This window comes from Rhodococcus sp. T9N (genome assembly GCF_024436645.1).
In the GTDB taxonomy this organism is placed as follows: domain Bacteria; phylum Actinomycetota; class Actinomycetes; order Mycobacteriales; family Mycobacteriaceae; genus Rhodococcus_F; species Rhodococcus_F qingshengii.
This window is the reverse complement of record NZ_JAMSKS010000009.1, coordinates 1-15127: the sequence shown is the minus strand read 5'-3', so window position 1 is coordinate 15127 and position 15127 is coordinate 1. Positions and strand designations below refer to the sequence as shown.

General features: G+C 61.5%; 21 protein-coding genes. 12 read left to right on the top strand and 9 right to left on the bottom strand.

The features are described 5' to 3' along the window. Position 1: 1 nt before the first annotated feature. Positions 2-1024: a LacI family DNA-binding transcriptional regulator gene (locus M1L53_RS16215; protein WP_054188156.1), complete on the top strand. Its 1023-nt coding sequence runs from the start codon at positions 2-4 to the stop codon at positions 1022-1024. A gap of 58 nt (positions 1025-1082) precedes the next feature. On the opposite strand, the gene M1L53_RS16210 is transcribed toward M1L53_RS16215, so the two are convergent. The 4 genes from M1L53_RS16210 to sdhC are packed head-to-tail and all read right to left on the bottom strand — an operon-like array spanning position 1083 to position 4478. Further along, the gene (locus M1L53_RS16210) at positions 1083-1850 is read right to left on the bottom strand and encodes a succinate dehydrogenase iron-sulfur subunit (RefSeq protein WP_003940925.1); all 768 of its coding nucleotides are present in this window, start codon (positions 1848-1850) and stop codon (positions 1083-1085) included. Further along, a complete protein-coding gene (gene sdhA, locus M1L53_RS16205) occupies positions 1850-3601 on the bottom strand; it encodes a succinate dehydrogenase flavoprotein subunit (protein ID WP_003941011.1) in 1752 nt (583 codons plus the stop codon). The genes M1L53_RS16210 and sdhA overlap by 1 nt, the downstream gene beginning before the upstream one ends. Positions 3602-3616: 15 nt before the next feature. After that, positions 3617-4072, bottom strand: a complete 456-nt coding sequence (locus M1L53_RS16200; RefSeq protein ID WP_003940699.1) for a succinate dehydrogenase hydrophobic membrane anchor subunit — start codon at positions 4070-4072, stop codon at positions 3617-3619. A 1-nt stretch (position 4073) separates the two neighbouring features. After that, entirely contained in the window at positions 4074-4478 is a 405-nt protein-coding gene (sdhC, locus tag M1L53_RS16195; protein ID WP_020969155.1) for a succinate dehydrogenase, cytochrome b556 subunit, read from the bottom strand. 253 nt (positions 4479-4731) lie between these two features. Here sdhC and M1L53_RS16190 point away from each other — a divergent pair, with 253 nt between their 5' ends. Genes M1L53_RS16190 through M1L53_RS16180 form a run of 3 tightly spaced genes read left to right on the top strand, consistent with a single transcriptional unit; the run spans position 4732 to position 7519 of the window. After that, positions 4732-5136: a cytidine deaminase gene (locus M1L53_RS16190; RefSeq protein WP_042923516.1), complete on the top strand. Its 405-nt coding sequence runs from the start codon at positions 4732-4734 to the stop codon at positions 5134-5136. Further along, a complete protein-coding gene (locus M1L53_RS16185) occupies positions 5129-6424 on the top strand; it encodes a thymidine phosphorylase (protein ID WP_042923519.1) in 1296 nt (431 codons plus the stop codon). The genes M1L53_RS16190 and M1L53_RS16185 overlap by 8 nt, the downstream gene beginning before the upstream one ends. Positions 6425-6433: 9 nt before the next feature. Next, the gene (locus tag M1L53_RS16180) at positions 6434-7519 is read left to right on the top strand and encodes an adenosine deaminase (protein WP_042923520.1); all 1086 of its coding nucleotides are present in this window, start codon (positions 6434-6436) and stop codon (positions 7517-7519) included. A gap of 15 nt (positions 7520-7534) precedes the next feature. Here the strand turns inward: M1L53_RS16180 and M1L53_RS16175 are convergent, their stop codons facing one another. Genes M1L53_RS16175 through M1L53_RS16165 form a run of 3 tightly spaced genes read right to left on the bottom strand, consistent with a single transcriptional unit; the run spans position 7535 to position 9458 of the window. Further along, positions 7535-8773 carry a hypothetical protein gene (locus M1L53_RS16175; RefSeq protein ID WP_003940713.1) on the bottom strand — a complete coding sequence of 413 codons (1239 nt, stop codon included), beginning with the start codon at positions 8771-8773 and terminating at the stop codon, positions 7535-7537. Positions 8774-8820: 47 nt separating this feature from the next. Next, positions 8821-9120 carry a YbaB/EbfC family nucleoid-associated protein gene (locus tag M1L53_RS16170; RefSeq protein WP_007727324.1) on the bottom strand — a complete coding sequence of 100 codons (300 nt, stop codon included), beginning with the start codon at positions 9118-9120 and terminating at the stop codon, positions 8821-8823. Then, complete coding sequence (locus tag M1L53_RS16165; RefSeq protein ID WP_054188157.1) at positions 9117-9458, bottom strand: hypothetical protein; 342 nt, start codon at positions 9456-9458, stop codon at positions 9117-9119. The genes M1L53_RS16170 and M1L53_RS16165 overlap by 4 nt, the downstream gene beginning before the upstream one ends. Positions 9459-9591: 133 nt before the next feature. Between M1L53_RS16165 and M1L53_RS16160 the strand changes: the two genes are divergently transcribed. Next, on the top strand, positions 9592-11019 hold the full coding sequence (locus M1L53_RS16160; protein ID WP_261949240.1) for a recombinase family protein: 1428 nt from the start codon (positions 9592-9594) through the stop codon (positions 11017-11019). Here M1L53_RS16160 and M1L53_RS16155 read toward each other — a convergent pair. Next, on the bottom strand, positions 11016-11474 hold the full coding sequence (locus M1L53_RS16155; protein WP_261949239.1) for a hypothetical protein: 459 nt from the start codon (positions 11472-11474) through the stop codon (positions 11016-11018). The genes M1L53_RS16160 and M1L53_RS16155 overlap by 4 nt on opposite strands. A 90-nt stretch (positions 11475-11564) precedes the next feature. Next, complete coding sequence (locus tag M1L53_RS16150; protein ID WP_261949238.1) at positions 11565-12176, bottom strand: helix-turn-helix domain-containing protein; 612 nt, start codon at positions 12174-12176, stop codon at positions 11565-11567. 213 nt (positions 12177-12389) lie between these two features. On the opposite strand from M1L53_RS16150, the gene M1L53_RS16145 reads away from it, so the two are divergent. The 7 genes from M1L53_RS16145 (at position 12390) to M1L53_RS16115 (ending at position 15011) form a co-directional block, all read left to right on the top strand. Beyond that, positions 12390-12659, top strand: coding sequence for a helix-turn-helix domain-containing protein (locus M1L53_RS16145; protein ID WP_261949237.1), 270 nt, complete (start codon positions 12390-12392; stop codon positions 12657-12659). A 60-nt stretch (positions 12660-12719) separates the two neighbouring features. Next, a complete protein-coding gene (locus tag M1L53_RS16140; RefSeq protein ID WP_261949236.1) occupies positions 12720-13568 on the top strand; it encodes a phage antirepressor KilAC domain-containing protein in 849 nt (282 codons plus the stop codon). Next, the gene (locus tag M1L53_RS16135; RefSeq protein WP_261949235.1) at positions 13565-13876 is read left to right on the top strand and encodes a hypothetical protein; all 312 of its coding nucleotides are present in this window, start codon (positions 13565-13567) and stop codon (positions 13874-13876) included. The genes M1L53_RS16140 and M1L53_RS16135 overlap by 4 nt, the downstream gene beginning before the upstream one ends. Next, positions 13873-14052, top strand: coding sequence for a hypothetical protein (locus M1L53_RS16130; RefSeq protein WP_261949234.1), 180 nt, complete (start codon positions 13873-13875; stop codon positions 14050-14052). Before M1L53_RS16135 ends, M1L53_RS16130 begins: the two co-directional genes overlap by 4 nt. Before the next feature lie 103 nt (positions 14053-14155). Next, positions 14156-14446 (top strand): hypothetical protein, encoded by a 291-nt coding sequence (locus M1L53_RS16125; protein WP_261949233.1) that lies wholly within the window; start codon positions 14156-14158, stop codon positions 14444-14446. Continuing rightward, positions 14443-14652, top strand: coding sequence for a hypothetical protein (locus tag M1L53_RS16120; RefSeq protein WP_261949232.1), 210 nt, complete (start codon positions 14443-14445; stop codon positions 14650-14652). Before M1L53_RS16125 ends, M1L53_RS16120 begins: the two co-directional genes overlap by 4 nt. Before the next feature lie 77 nt (positions 14653-14729). Then, on the top strand, positions 14730-15011 hold the full coding sequence (locus M1L53_RS16115; protein ID WP_261949231.1) for a hypothetical protein: 282 nt from the start codon (positions 14730-14732) through the stop codon (positions 15009-15011). The last annotated feature ends 116 nt before the right edge of the window (positions 15012-15127 follow it).

Genomic DNA, 15127 nt, shown 5'->3' with positions numbered 1-15127 from the left:
TGTGGCGCATCGATTCAAAGTACGGGAGATCGCTCAGCAGTCGGGCCTGAGTGAGGCCACCGTCGACCGGGTGCTCAACGACCGTCCTGGAGTTCGCGACGGCACACGATCGGAGGTTCGCCAGGCGATCACGGACCTGGAACGTCAACGCTCGCAACTGAAACTGGTCGGTCGCACGTTCATCGTCGACGTCGTGTTGCAAACTCCTGCAAGGTTTTCCGACGCCGTCCGTGACGCGCTCGAGGCCGAACTGCCCACCCTTGCACCCGCTGTAGTTCGTTCCAGGTTTCACTTTCGTGAAACCGGTTCGGTAGAAGCGATGACGTCGACGCTCGACAAGATTCGCCGGCGTGGCTCCCACGGAGTCATCGTCAAGGCTCCCGACACTCCGGAAGTCGTGGCGGCGATCGACCGGTTGGTGGCGGCAAGGATTCCGGTCGTCACGTTGGTGACCGACGTTGCCAGCAGCAGGCGAGCCGCCTACATCGGCATCGACAACCGAGCCGCTGGAGCCACCGCCGCGTACTTGATAGATCAGTGGCTGGGGGATCGGGAAGGCAACGTGCTGGTCAGCATGAGCAGTGGGTTCTTCCGCGGGGAGGAAGAACGGGAGATGGGATTTCGCTCCGCCATGCGAGTCTCGGCTCCGCATCGACGGTTGATCGACATTCCGAACAGTGACGGTCTGGATCAGACGAGTAGGAAATTGGTGCGAGCGGCACTCGAATCCGATCCGCAGATCCGTGCCGTGTATTCGATCGGTGGTGGCAACCTGGCCACGGTCGACGCGTTCGAAGAATTGAACCGGGAGTGCAGTGTCTTCATCGCCCACGATCTCGACGGTGACAATCGAAAGTTGCTGGGGGAGAAGCGAATATCGGCGGTGCTCCACCACGATCTGCGTGCGGATGTTCGCACTGCCTGTCAGGTGGTCATGAAGGAACACGGCGCCATGGGCGCTCACTTCGGCTTTACGACGTCACCGGTCCAAGTCGTGACACCGCTCAACATGCCCCCGACATAGCTGTGCGCGGTCAAGGAGTCCGGAGACTCCCTAACCGCGCACAGGGCCGAAGGCCTGACTATCGAGCGAAGAGCAGTGCTCGCTTGACTTCCTGAATAGCCTTTGTCACCTGGATGCCGCGGGGGCACGCGTCGGTGCAGTTGAACGTGGTGCGGCAACGCCACACGCCGTCCTTGTCGTTCAGGATGTCGAGACGCTCGGAAGCGGCCTCGTCACGGCTGTCGAAGATGAACCGGTGTGCGTTCACGATGGCAGCGGGACCGAAGTAGCTGCCGTCGCTCCAGTACACGGGGCACGACGTGGTGCAGCATGCGCAGAGGATGCACTTGGTGGTGTCGTCGAAACGAGCACGGTCGTGCTGGCTCTGGATGCGCTCACGAGTGGGCTCGTTGCCACTGGTGATGAGGAACGGCTTCACGGCGCGGAATGCGTCGAAGAAGGGCTCCATATCGACAACCAGGTCCTTCTCGACGGGCAGGCCCTTGATGGGCTCGACCGTGATGGTGACCGGCTTGCCGTCCTTGGGCAGCATGTCCTTCATCAGCAGCTTGCAGGCCAGACGGTTCACACCGTTGATCCGCATCGCGTCCGATCCACAGACTCCGTGTGCGCAGCTGCGACGGAACGTGAGGGTGCCGTCGAGGTAACCCTTTACGTACAGCAGCAGGTTGAGCAGACGGTCGGTGGGCAGTGCCGGGACCTGGAAACTGTCCCAGTGCTGGCCCTCGCCCGATTCGGGATTCATCCGCGCGATCTTGAGAGTGACCATGACGGCCCCCTCGGGAACAGCGGGGAGTTTGGGTGCATCTACAGCAGGCGCAGACATCAGTACTTACGCTCCATCGGCTCGTAGCGGGTCTGGATCACCGGCTTGTAGTCCAGACGGATGTCGGAGAGCAGGCCGTCACCCTCCTTGTACGCCATCGTGTGCTTCATGTACTCGGCGTCGTTGCGATCCGGGAAGTCCTCGCGAGCGTGGCCGCCGCGCGATTCCTTGCGGTTGAGGGCGCCGACGACGGTGACCTCTGCCATTTCGAGGAGGAAGCCCAGCTCGATGGCCTCGAGCAGGTCGCTGTTGTAGCGCTTGCCCTTGTCCTGGACCGTGATGTGGTTGTAGCGCTCCTTGAGAGCACGCACATCCTTGAGAGCCTGGGTGAGGCGCTCTTCGGTGCGGAAGACGGAGGCGTTGTTGTCCATCGACTGCTGCAGCTCGGTGCGGATGTCCGCAACGCGCTCGTGGCCGTGATCGGACAGGATGACGCCGACCCAGTCTTCGACCATCGCGGCCGGGGTTTCCGGCATGTCGACGAACTCGGTGGAGTTCGCGTACTCGGCGGCAGCGATGCCGGCGCGACGGCCGAACACGTTGATGTCGAGGAGCGAGTTGGTACCGAGACGGTTTGCACCGTGTACGGAGACACAGGCGCATTCGCCGGCCGCGTACAGACCCTTGACGATCTCGTCGTTGTTGCGCAGCACCTCACCGTTGATCTTGGTGGGGATACCGCCCATGACGTAGTGGCACGTCGGGTAGACGGGCACGGGCTCCTTGACGGGGTCCACGCCGAGGTAGGTGCGCGAGAACTCCATGATGTCGGGGAGCTTCTCGTCGAGAACTTCCTCGGGGATGTGCGTCACGTCGATGTAGACGTAGTCCTTGTTCGGGCCGGCGCCGCGGCCTTCGAGAACCTCGAGGACCATCGAACGAGCCACGATGTCACGCGGAGCGAGGTCCTTGATGGTGGGTGCGTAACGCTCCATGAAGCGTTCACCGTCGGCATTACGGAGAATGCCACCTTCACCGCGGACGGCTTCCGAGATCAGGATGCCGAGACCGGCGAGTCCTGTCGGGTGGAACTGGTGGAACTCCATGTCCTCGAGGGGCAGGCCCTTGCGGAAGATGATGCCCATGCCGTCACCGGTGAGGGTGTGCGCGTTGGACGTCGTCTTGTACATGCGTCCCGAGCCGCCGGTCGCGAAGACGATCGACTTGGCGTGGAAGATGTGCAGCTCGCCGGTCGAGAGCTCGTAGCAGATGACACCGGTGGCAACCGGGCCGTCCTCGGTCTCGGTGATGGCGATGTCGAGCGCGTAGAACTCGTTGAAGAACTCGACGTCGTGCTTGACGCAGTTCTGGTAGAGCGTCTGCAGGATCATGTGACCGGTGCGGTCGGCGGCGTAACACGCACGGCGGACGGGTGCCTTGCCGTGGTCGCGTGTGTGGCCACCGAATCGACGCTGGTCGATCTTGCCTTCGGGCGTGCGGTTGAACGGCAGACCCATCTTCTCGAGGTCGAGCACCGCATCGATGGCCTCCTTGGCCATGATCTCGACGGCGTCCTGGTCGGCGAGGTAGTCGCCGCCCTTGACGGTGTCGAAGGTGTGCCACTCCCAGTTGTCTTCCTCCACGTTCGCCAGTGCGGCACACATGCCGCCCTGGGCCGCGCCGGTGTGGCTGCGGGTGGGGTAGAGCTTGGTCAGTACGGCCGTGCGGGCACGGGGGCCAGCTTCGATTGCCGCACGCATGCCTGCGCCACCGGCGCCGACGATGACCACGTCATAACGATGTTCCTGCATGAAGTCTGTGCTCCCCTAGCTCGCCGAGATATTGGGGTCGAAGGTGAAGATGACGTACGTGCCCAGGCCCATGATCAGGATCATCGAGAGAACGAGGATCGTGGTCAGCCAGAAGCGCGTGGAGTCCTTGCGGGAGTAGTCCGCGATGACCGTGCGCAGACCGTTACCGCCGTGCAGCTGTGCCAGCCACAACATCGTCAGATCCCAGAACTGCCAGAACGGGCTGGACCAGCGACCTGCGACGAACGCGAAGTTCAAACGGTGAACGCCACCGTCGAGCATCAGCATGATGAACATGTGGCCCAGGACCAGAACGATCAGGGCGACGCCGGAGAAGCGCATGAAGAGCCATGCGTACAACTCGAAGTTGTTCCGAGCCTTCGCGCGCGGGGACCGCGGGTTGTCCAGGCTTGCGGGACGGTCGTATGAGGTGCCCAGGCTCTTGGCTTCGGGTCCGTGAGTAGTCGCCATGTCAGTGCTCCGCAAACATGTTGATGAGGATGCGTCCGGCGCCTGGGATCATCACCAGGAACCAGATCGTCAGAATGGTCCAGAGCATGACGCGCTGGTACTTCGGGCCCTTCGACCAGAAGTCCACCAACATCACGCGCACGCCGTTGAGGGCGTGGTAGAGGACTACGCCGACGAGGCCGATCTCCATGAGGCCGACGAGGGGGTTCTTGTACGTGTCGATGACGGCGTCGTACGTATCGGGATTGACCCGAACGAGTGCCGTATCGAGAACGTGTACGAATAGGAAGAAGAAAGTAGCGACGCCTGTGATCCGGTGTAGAACCCAGGACCACATTCCGGGGTCGCCCCGGTAAAGCGACCTCGTGCGCTCCTTCTGAGGAGCGGCTTCAGTCGTAGTACTCATCGAGTGCTGTGCCTCCAACGTCATTGGTGGACGCGTCGAGCCTGCAGAGAGCTTCGATGTACCTCAGCCCGGGCTCGACGGGATCCTGAACCGACTTGACTCAGACTCTAAACCTATGTGAAACCGGGAACTAATCAGATGCGGGATTCGTACGCGTACCAAACTCTTTGTAAGGTTTGCCTTTCCAATCTCGCCGAGACGGTTTCGGCGTGGTTTCTGCATCCATTCAGTCGGCGTGATTGGATAACGAACCATGGGTGACATCGACTGGAAGTTGTTGCGGCACAACGCGCAAGTGGTCATGCGGCACGCCTATGCGCCGTACTCGGGGTACGCGGTGGGTGCAGCGGCCCTGGTAGACGATGGTCGGATCGTCTCAGGATGCAATGTGGAAAATGTCTCATACGGTTTGAGCCTGTGTGCCGAATGTGGACTCGTCGGTAACTTGGCCGCCACCGGGGGTGGCCGGCTGCTTGCCTTCACGTGCTGCGACGCGAAGGGCTCGATTCTGATGCCGTGCGGCCGGTGCAGACAGCTTCTCCTCGAGCACGGCGGGGGTGAGATGCTTGTCGACACGAGCAGTGGGTTCAAGCCGCTGAGCGAGCTGTTGCCTGATGCTTTCGGGCCGGAACAAGCAGAGGGGCTCCGCCATGTTTGACGCAGTTTCCATCATCGGCGCCAAGCGTGACGGCCGCGAGCTGTCGGGAACCGAGATCGACTGGATAGTTCAGGCGTTCACACAGGGGATCGTCGGCGACGAGCAGATGTCGGCGCTCGCGATGGCGATCTACTTCCGCGGAATGTCGCGAGCAGAGACCGGTCGATGGACCGAGGCGATGATCGAATCCGGCGGGAGGATGGACTTTTCGGACTTGCCGCTGCCCACCGTCGACAAGCATTCGACCGGTGGAGTGGGGGACAAGATCACCCTTCCGCTCGCACCCCTCGTCGCTGCCTGTGGTCTTGCAGTCCCGCAGTTGTCGGGCCGCGGACTCGGCCACACCGGTGGAACTCTCGACAAGCTCGAGGCCATTCCAGGTTGGCGAGCCGAGCTCACGGCGACGGAGATGGTCGACATTCTCTCGGATCCGAAAATCGGCGCGGTGATCTGCGCTGCCGGAGCGAATCTGGCCCCCGCGGACAAGAAGCTCTACGCGCTGCGCGACGTGACCGGAACGGTGGAATCCATTCCGCTGATCGCAAGTTCGATCATGAGCAAGAAGATTGCCGAGGGAACCGGCGCCCTGGTGCTCGACGTCAAGGTCGGTTCCGGAGCGTTCATGAAGGACCTCGGCGACGCGCGAGAGTTGGCACGCACGATGGTCGAGCTTGGCAACGACGCCGGCGTGCGTACAAGCGCTCTCATCACCGGGATGGACACCCCGCTCGGATTGACGGCGGGCAACGCCCTCGAGGTACGTGAATCCGTCGAGGTGCTGGCAGGCGGCGGGCCGTCGGACGTCGTCGAGCTGACCCTGGTCCTGGCGCGGGAGATGCTGTCAGCGGCCGGGATCGACGGTATCGACCCCGCCGACAAACTGGCCGACGGCACAGCCATGGACCGGTGGCGCGCGATGATCGCCGCCCAAGGTGGGGACCCACACGCGACGCTGCCGGTGGCCCGGCACAGCGACGTCGTCACCGCGGACCGAGACGGCGTACTGACCCGACTCGACGCCATGGCGGTGGGCATCGCGGCCTGGAAACTGGGAGCCGGACGCGAACGGCAGGGCGAAGCCGTTCAGGCCGGTGCCGGCATCGAGATGCATGCAAAGCCTGGCGACGTGGTCCGTGCCGGGCAGACGTTGATGACATTGCACACCGACACTCCCGAGAGATTTGATGCAGCGCGACGAAGCCTCGGCGGTGGATGGTCGATCGGGACCGATTCCGACACCGTTTCGCGACCGTTGCTCATCGAGCGAATTGTGGGTGATTCGCGTTAGCGTTGGCGAATGAACGCACCGGAGTTGACCACGATCCGCAGCGCACCCAAAGTTCTTCTCCACGATCATCTCGACGGAGGACTCCGACCCGAGACCGTTCTCGAACTGGCCGAGCAATGTGGCTACGACGAGCTGCCGGCGAATACGGCATACGAACTGGCGCAATGGTTCCGAACTGCCGCTGACAGTGGATCGCTCGAGCTCTACCTCGAAACGTTCGCGCACACAGTCGCCGTGATGCAGACCCCCGAAGGGCTCGCACGGGTGGCACGTGAGTGTGCCGAGGATCTGGCCGACGACAACGTCGTCTATGCCGAGGTCCGTTTTGCGCCCGAGCAGCACCTGGAACAAGGCCTGAGTTTGGACGAGGTCGTCGAGCACGTTCTCGAAGGTTTCCGGGCCGGCGAATCCGCTGCCAGGGTCGCGGGACGGGAGGTCCGCATCGGCTGTCTCCTGACGGCGATGAGGCATGCCGCCCGGTCGCGGGAGATCGCCGAACTCGCGGTGCGATTCCGGGACCGCGGAGTGGTCGGGTTCGACATCGCCGGCGCCGAGGCCGGTAACCCACCGAGCCGGCACCTCGACGCGTTCGAGTACATGCGTGATGCGAACGCTCACTTCACGATCCACGCGGGTGAGGCTTTCGGGTTGCCGTCGATCCACGAAGCCATCGCCTTCTGCGGAGCGGATCGGTTGGGCCACGGCGTGCGGATCGTGGACGACATCGACGTAGGAGTGCAAGGTGGGGCAGAGTTGGGTCGGCTCGCGAACTACGTCCGTGACATGCGCATTCCCCTGGAACTGTGCCCGAGTTCGAACGTGCAGACCGGAGCCGTAGCCGCCCTGGCAGACCATCCGTTCGGACTCTTGGCGGACTTGCGCTTCCGAGTGACCGTCAACACCGACAACAGGCTGATGAGCGACACCACCATGAGCCGGGAAATGGCCGCGTTGGTCGAGACCTTCGGTTACGGATGGACCGATCTCGAACGCTTCACCATCAACGCGATGAAGTCGGCCTTCATCCCGTTCGACGAGCGCCTCGCGTTGATCGACGACGTCATCAAGCCGGGCTACGCCGTGCTCATCGGCTAGATGACGTGCGCCCGACTACTCAGATCGAAGCCGGGCCTCGAACTCGCGCTCGAGTTCGCGCCAGGCCTCGGATTCCTTGGTGAACGGCGCACTCGGAGCCATCCGCGACGGATCGGGGTTGAGGAGGTACGAGACGTACCAACCCAGCTCGTTCGACGCGGACAGAGCCTCCTCGGTGGAGTCGTCGTCGGCGAAATCTGCTGCATCGGTGAACAATTCGACGGCGAGTTCCAGCTGCTCGGCATCTACGACGTCCGGGCCCTGGGCGAGGTCGTCGGCGATACCGGGCAGAACGTAGACGTTCTCGTCCGTGACCTCGATTTCGAGTGAACCGTCGACGGCCGCATTCTGAATTTCGCCGTACGTACTGACCTGCGAGAGATCGTGTTCGTGGTTGTCGGCGAGGTAGCGAGCGAGTGCGCGCTCGCTACGGAAGACGGTGATCAGTCCGTCCTTGCCGAGGAAGATCGCCTGATCTCCCATGTAGCAGCGCAGAGTGTAGAACGTCTCGGCCGAGGTGATGATGCGGATCGGGTCGACACCGACCTCGCCCCAGAAGGTCTCGACTTCGTCTTCGTCCTCTTCGAGGTCGTCTTCGTCGAATTCCTCGTCCTCGCCCTCCTCGGCGACATCGTCGGCGTCGACGGTGTTCTCGGCGGCAGCGAGCAGTTCAGCTTCGGCGACCGCCACAGCAGCTGCATCGACCTTCGGGGAGGTGACCACCTTGTCGATGGCGTCGAGAACGGCGTCCCAGTCCTTGACGATCGCAGCGCCGACCTGGTCCCACAGCTCCAGGCCTTCGCGGCCTTCGAAGGTGCCGGCGCCGGTGGCAAGCGCGCCGAGTACCGGATGGCCGCTGAAGAAGCGGATGACCGCGTCGAGTTCGCACACCTCACCGATGTTGCGAGCCATGTTCAGGGTGTCTTCGAGTTCCGAGACCACCAGTGCCTCAGGGTCACCTGCGGCCAGTTCCGGCACGCCGACGAAGTCGAACGTGAAGTTCTCTTCCGGTTCCAACTCGGCTGCCGACAGTCCGGAGACGACGGCCCACGCCGGATGCTCGACCAGGTCGTTGTCGGAGTCCGTTCGGATGAAGGCCGCGAGTTCCGCGACGGAGGAGAACCCGTAGAGGTCTTCCTCATGGCCGAGAAACGCTTCCCACTCGTCGTCGCCCTCGCGCCAGCGAGGTGCCCACAAAGTGACGAGGTCTCCGTCGGTGAGTCCGATTTCGATAGGGACGATGTCTCCAGCCATGGGCGGAAGCCTATCCACCGCAGCGCGAAAGGCATAGCGGGGGTTCGTCACGTTTGTTTCAGGGCTACTCGGAGCTCACTGACCAGTCGCTCGCGTTCGTCGTTGGACTGTTGAACTGCCTGGTGAATCGTGGCCACCGTCAATGCGGCCACCGTCTGAGAATTCATCGCGGTGATTGCGTCGGTGATCCGTAGGTCGACCAGAGCGCCCAGCCCGTCGACAGTCGCCGTGACTATCCCACCCTCGCTCGAGACGACTACCCGCAGAGCGCCGACCCCGTCGACGGCGTCCTGCAAGAGTCCCGTCCGGTGTTTCGCCAGCTCCATGATTCGATCAATCTCGCTCATATCGAACGCATCCAGCTCGACGGAAGGTTCTGGCCCTCGGCGGCGTCGACATCGGCCAGTTCGTCTCGGGTCGGTAGACCGAGCCGATCGAGGATCGCTGCCGGGACTCCGGTCTCCTCGAGCTCCACACGATGGCGGGCGCCGGCTTCGATTGCTGCTTTCGAACACAGCGTGAGTATCTGTTGCGCCAACCGCTGCCCGCCGTACCGCAGTTCGTCCTGGCTGATCCGCAGGTCCACGGGCACGGCGTGCTCCGTGGCGCGGACCGCGATGGTTCCGGCGCGGTTGACGGCTACGGCTGTGATGATCGGCGGTGATTCGCGCTTGTTCTCGGGCATGATTCCCTGTCATTCCGTCGGACGGTAGAAGCCGTGAAAGCCCATGCCGCTGTTCGTGGTTCGGATGGCGCTGATCTCGACAGGATCGCCGGCTTCGACGAGATGTGTTTATAGGTTCCGATACAGTCACGACATGCGCGCAGTCATTTACACCCGAGTCTCGTCCGATGCTGCAGGTAAAGGCCGTTCCGTGTCGGAACAGGAGGTCGACTGCCGCGCAATTTGCGAGCGTGAAGGTTGGGATGTCGCAGAGGTTCTTACCGACAACGATATCGGAGCCAGCCGACATTCCGGCAAGGATCGGCCCGCGTATCGACGGCTCACTGAAGTGCTCACCAAGGGTGACGTCCTGGTGATGTGGGAAGCCTCCCGAGCGCAGCGCGACATGAAGGCATACGTCGAACTACGCGACCTGTGTGCCGAGCGTGGAGTGCTCTGGTCCTACTCCGGCCGACTCTATGACCCGTCCCGCGGCGATGACCGATTCAGTACCGGACTCGATGCTCTCATTGCAGAGAAGGAAGCGGAGCAGACACGCGAACGTGTCCTTCGCGCCAAGCGATCAGCAGCTCTCGAAGGTCGTCCGCTCGGACGTTTGTCGTATGGGTACCGGCGCCAATTCAGCATGCGAACCGGCGCTACCGAGCGATGGGTCCTTGACGAGAATGAAGCTCCGATCGTCCGAGAAATCTATGACCGCGTCCTCGATGGTGAATCCCTCTGGGTGATCACACGTGACCTCATCGAGCGCGGAGTGCCGGCACCTTCGAACCAAAAGAATTCGGCGGGGACCTGGAGGGCGCAGCGAATGCGGGTGATGATCCTTCGTCCCGCCTATGCCGGGTTGATGGTTCACCAGGGCAAGGTGATCGGCAAAGGCAATTGGGAGGCCGTCGCCACCGAGCAGGAGCATCAGCGTCTTGTTGCGATCCTGACCGATCCGGCCCGCGCAACCCACCGAGGCTGCGAACCGAGACATCTCCTGACCGGCATCGCCACCTGTGGCGTGTGCGGCAGTGTTGTCAGGTTCCTGAGCCCGAAGGGGCGCAACAGCTCGCGGTATGCGTGCGTGGACAATTACTGCATCACGCGACGGTCCGATGAGATCGACGACTTTGTTGAGGAATTGATCGTCGACATGGCCATGTATCCGCCGAACTTCGAGCCGATGAGTGCAAGTAGGTCAGACCAAGGAAGGGAGGCGTTCAACGAGGCGTCCCGACTTCGCGGGGAGCTGAAGGAGTATGCACGAAAGGCTCACAGCTTGGGCATCAGCCTGGAGACGCTCGCGGAATACGAGCGTTCAGTCCGTGATCGAATTGAGGTCGCCGAGGATACTGCCCGAAACTCTGCGCGGTCACCCCTGCTTGCACACTTGGCGGGGCCTGAGGCTGCAACCCACTGGCTTGCCATGTCGATCACACAGAAGCGCGAAGTCGTCCGCTCGATGATGACTATCGCCATCAATAGGTCAACTGTGGGAACTCGACGGTTCACTCACGATGACATCGACTACACACCTCGCGCCGGATTTACCTTTCCGCCGCTTCGGTCGGCTTAATTGCCAATCCATGGATAGCTCCAATCGCCATCGAGCTTGTGTTCGAGGTCGGCCACCTCAAACGGTGAGAGGGTGCGGATTCGCGTGTCGAGCGTCGGCACATCGACCCACAGCTCCTCTGCCATGTCGGCAGGATTGGGGTGCGGTTGCCACCGAAACGCATTGATCAATGCGTCTGCGGTGATGAGCCTGCGGGCGGTGAGTTCATTGACGACGTCCTCCTCCCGGCGTGCCGCAGCTAAGCCGGGAGGGCAAGGCCCACGCTCGAGATGGATGATCTCGTGCGTGAGGGTGCATCGCCGCTCAGCCTGACTCAGCGTGGAGCAGAGCCAGATCCGTTTGCCGTGTTGATACGCCATCCGCGATCGGTGCAGTCGGTGGCTGCAGATAACGACGTAGTCGGGATGGTGATCGCGGAGCGTGCGCCATGGGTGCCACCTCGAATTCGTTGTCATGGATCGGACCGTAGGGTCGGCCACCGACAAGAAAGTAGCTGTGAACAGGAATTACACAGATGTAGTGCAGGTCACAGGCGCTTCTATCTACTAAGAATCATCGTCTTCGAGGTCGATGTCGTAGCCCTTTTTGTAGCCGGGAGGAGTCTCCCGGGCCACAAAGTCGAGCGCCTCTGGCGGCGGTGCTGTGTTGTCGAAATCGTCGTCAACCTCTTTAGGTTGATTCGGTCGAGTCAACTGCCTGACATTGTCGGGATGTTTCGGTTTCATGGGGGTTCCGCGAGTCCCAGCTTTTCCATCAGTCGTCGAATCGCTCGTCGCGTCCTGCGTGCTCGTGTCTTCATTACTTAACTCCTGTCGTTGCGCTACCAGTACGCGAAGCAGTCCGATTACTGCATCGCGCTCTTTCGGCGACAGGTCATCAACGCCTGGGGGTAGCTCCGCTGCAAACGGAGGCCCCGGTACGCGACGCCCAGCTGCCATGAACGCAGTCTCGTCGCCAACGCCGGCCAGCCATGCAATCGCTCGGATGGTGTCATCCGATGGAGTGGACTTGTAGGTCCCGCTCTCGATCGCATTAAGCGTTGTGCCGACGATCTTGTAGCCGGCCGCCTTTGCCTGCATTGCCAGTTGGCGGATCGATGTCGCCCGCTCCCTGCGAGCTTTCCCGATCAAGCCTTGAAGACTGTCGACCTCGTTCATGGTGAATACGTTCCCCTACTGGTTGTTGCTTGTGGTAGCTGCTGCAACAAATTTGGCGACAAGTAACAAGACCATCATTGCAGGCCAGAGAGCGTGTTTACCGCAACGTCTTGACAAGTGCATGACAAAAGCTGTGTACTCTACTTGTCAAGACGAGCAAGGGAGAGCATGATGAGACGAGTACGACCACCTGTTCGACGAAAGGACATATGGATGAGGGTCAAAGACCCCGGCCAGATCCGGAGATGGAGGAAGCGGTGCAACTACAGCCAGCGCGAGCTCGCCTTTTTGTGCAAAAAGAGCCAGAACGCCATTTCGCTAGTCGAGAAGGGTGACTTGAAAAACATCACCGAGGACTTCGCTGTCGCGCTAGCTGGTCGCCTGGGCGTCCCCTGGGAGGACCTCTTCGAGGCCCATGCGATTGAAGCCAGGTCCACTGTTGCAAGTGCTGTGTGCAGCGTTGGTGAGAAGGTTCCCGCATAGAAAAAGCCGCCACCTGCTCGAACAGATGACGGCCAGTGAAAATCCCGCGAAAGGAAAATCATGACTGATCTTACTTTGCTCTCCAGTAAATCGCCCTTCGATTCGATCCGCCAGGTTCGACCCGATGGCTCGGAGTTCTGGTCGGCTCGAGACCTCATGTCTGTCATGGGCTACGGCGCATGGCGCGAGTTCAGGGTGCCGATTGATCGCGCAATGAAGTCGGCCGCAAACCAGGGACACGACGTGAGTGGCAATTTTGGGGGATCCACCAAAATCTCATCCACCAAACCTGCCGAGGATTTCGAGCTCTCTCGCTTCGCCGCCTACCTCGTTGCAATGAACGGCGACCCGAACAAGCCTGAGGTTGCAGCAGCGCAGTCGTACTTCGCGATCCGCACTCGCGAAGCGGAGGTATCACCGAAGCCGACACTCGAAGGTGAAGAACTCTTAGCGGTCGCCGTTCTCGAGGCTGCGGCCACGATCAAGCGCATCGACGGAGAGCGTAAGCAGTTGGCCGCGAAGGTCGAGCATGATGCCCCGCTTGTCGCCAAGGCTGAAGCGCACTCTGCATCTACGAAGTCTGTGCACCGCCAAGAGTTCGCCCGCGAGGTTCAGGCATGGGGGAAGAAGATTCATGGCATCCGAATTCTGCAGGCTCACGTCTTCTCGTTCCTGACCCATCGGGGCATGACCATCGGAGGGGAGCGGTCGGACACAGGGCACGCAACTGCGCATGCTGTCGCTAGCGGGTGGGCATGGACAGACAAAGGCACCAGTGAGGACGGATATCCGTACGCGACCACTCGACTTCTACCCAAGGGGCAAGACATCGCGTGGAAGTGGATCACGAAACATGTCGAAGCCAATGGCACTCTCGAACTTCCGCGAGCGATCGGACCCGCAGCATGAGCACTCACCTTTATCGCGTCGTGGTTACGAAGATGCCCGAAGGTTCGCACTGGGAAGCGGAAACAGCGGAGGGTGAGGTTATCGGCGGGCCAGTTCCAGGTTGGGAGCCTGCTGGATGGAAGCCTGAAGGCAACTATGTCGAAATGCTTGGTACGGCCGAGTTCATTTGGCCGGTATGGAAGAACAAGGAGTACCGGTCACGTACTACGGCAAACAAGCGTGCAAACCTGTTGCGGCGCTACGGAGCTGAGTGCGTGGTTCAGTCTTCCTCGCTGATTACTTGGCCTGACGAGGAGGGGAAATCGTGAGAACCCCACATCTCCCCAAGCGTGCGCCTTGGACTCCTGAGTACGAGGCCTCGTTCCAGAAGGTTCGCGCAACCTTTCCAGTTTGGAACTCCGACCAGATCGCAGTTGCCCGTCGCGCATTCCAGTCAGCAGTGGACAACATCGCCGCACAGGAACGACAAGGAGAAGCGGCATGACCATCAACGCAATCCGAGCCACCATCCTCACCGCCATCTTCGGTCTCGCTGCCTGGGTTGTCGTGGTGTGGACGATAGTCACTCTCGCCGATGGGAGGTTGTCATGAGTGACGACGCAAGCCAGGGCGAGCAACTGGTGAAGATCCTGCAGAAGATCACCGACAGCCATGAGCAGTGGAAAGAGAAGTGGGGGCCAAACCTCCGAATCACGGTCGGTAAAGGTAACCCGCTCCGGGACTTCGGCATCGAGAAGATTCACGACATCGAAGTCGAAGCCAGTTGGGACACCAGCATCCTGCACGAGGACGGAACTGAGACCAAGATCGAAGGCGGACGCTACACCGTCACGCCTATCCCATCCGAAGAACTCGAAGAAGATTGGTGGACGTCATGATCCGCACCTTCGACGGTCTCGAGGTCGACACCATCGAGCCCATCCCCGCGCACAACCTGTCAGCCCAGACGACCGACCTCGCCCACGGTGGCTACTGGAATTGCGAACTCACCGGTGGTGGATGTGTCCAGCAGTTCGGCGATGAGCTTCTCGTCGGCCCGGACGAAGCGCATCTGACGCTCGTTTCAGAGAGGGGTGCGGCGTGAACGCGGACCCCAAACCCGAGCCGGTCGATGTGATCGAGGCTTTCAATTCAATCGGCGGCAGGTCGATTGTTACTGCAGTGCCATACATCGAAGCGTTCGACCCGAATCGCCCACTACCGCCGAAGATTTCCGACGCGGAACGGAAGCGAATCCAGGCTGAACAGGAGCGCCGAGAGGAGCAGGAGCGTGACGACTACTGTACCGAGCTCGCTCGGCATGCGTTCGAGTCGCAGCCTGGCCGCGTCACGACATTCGAAGAGTTGGGTCCCGACGGCAAGCAGTTCTGGAAGTCGATAGCCCACTCCGTCGTGGCGAAACTCGACGACGACGGCCGCTACTCCGAGGACGGCTGGTGGTAGCGCCCATGAACTGCATCCCCCTCGCCCTCACCGGCTGACCCCCAATCTCCGGTGACGTCACCCGAGTAAGACCGCGACCGGTCCCGATGGCCGGCACCCCGACGTCACCGGCTCAA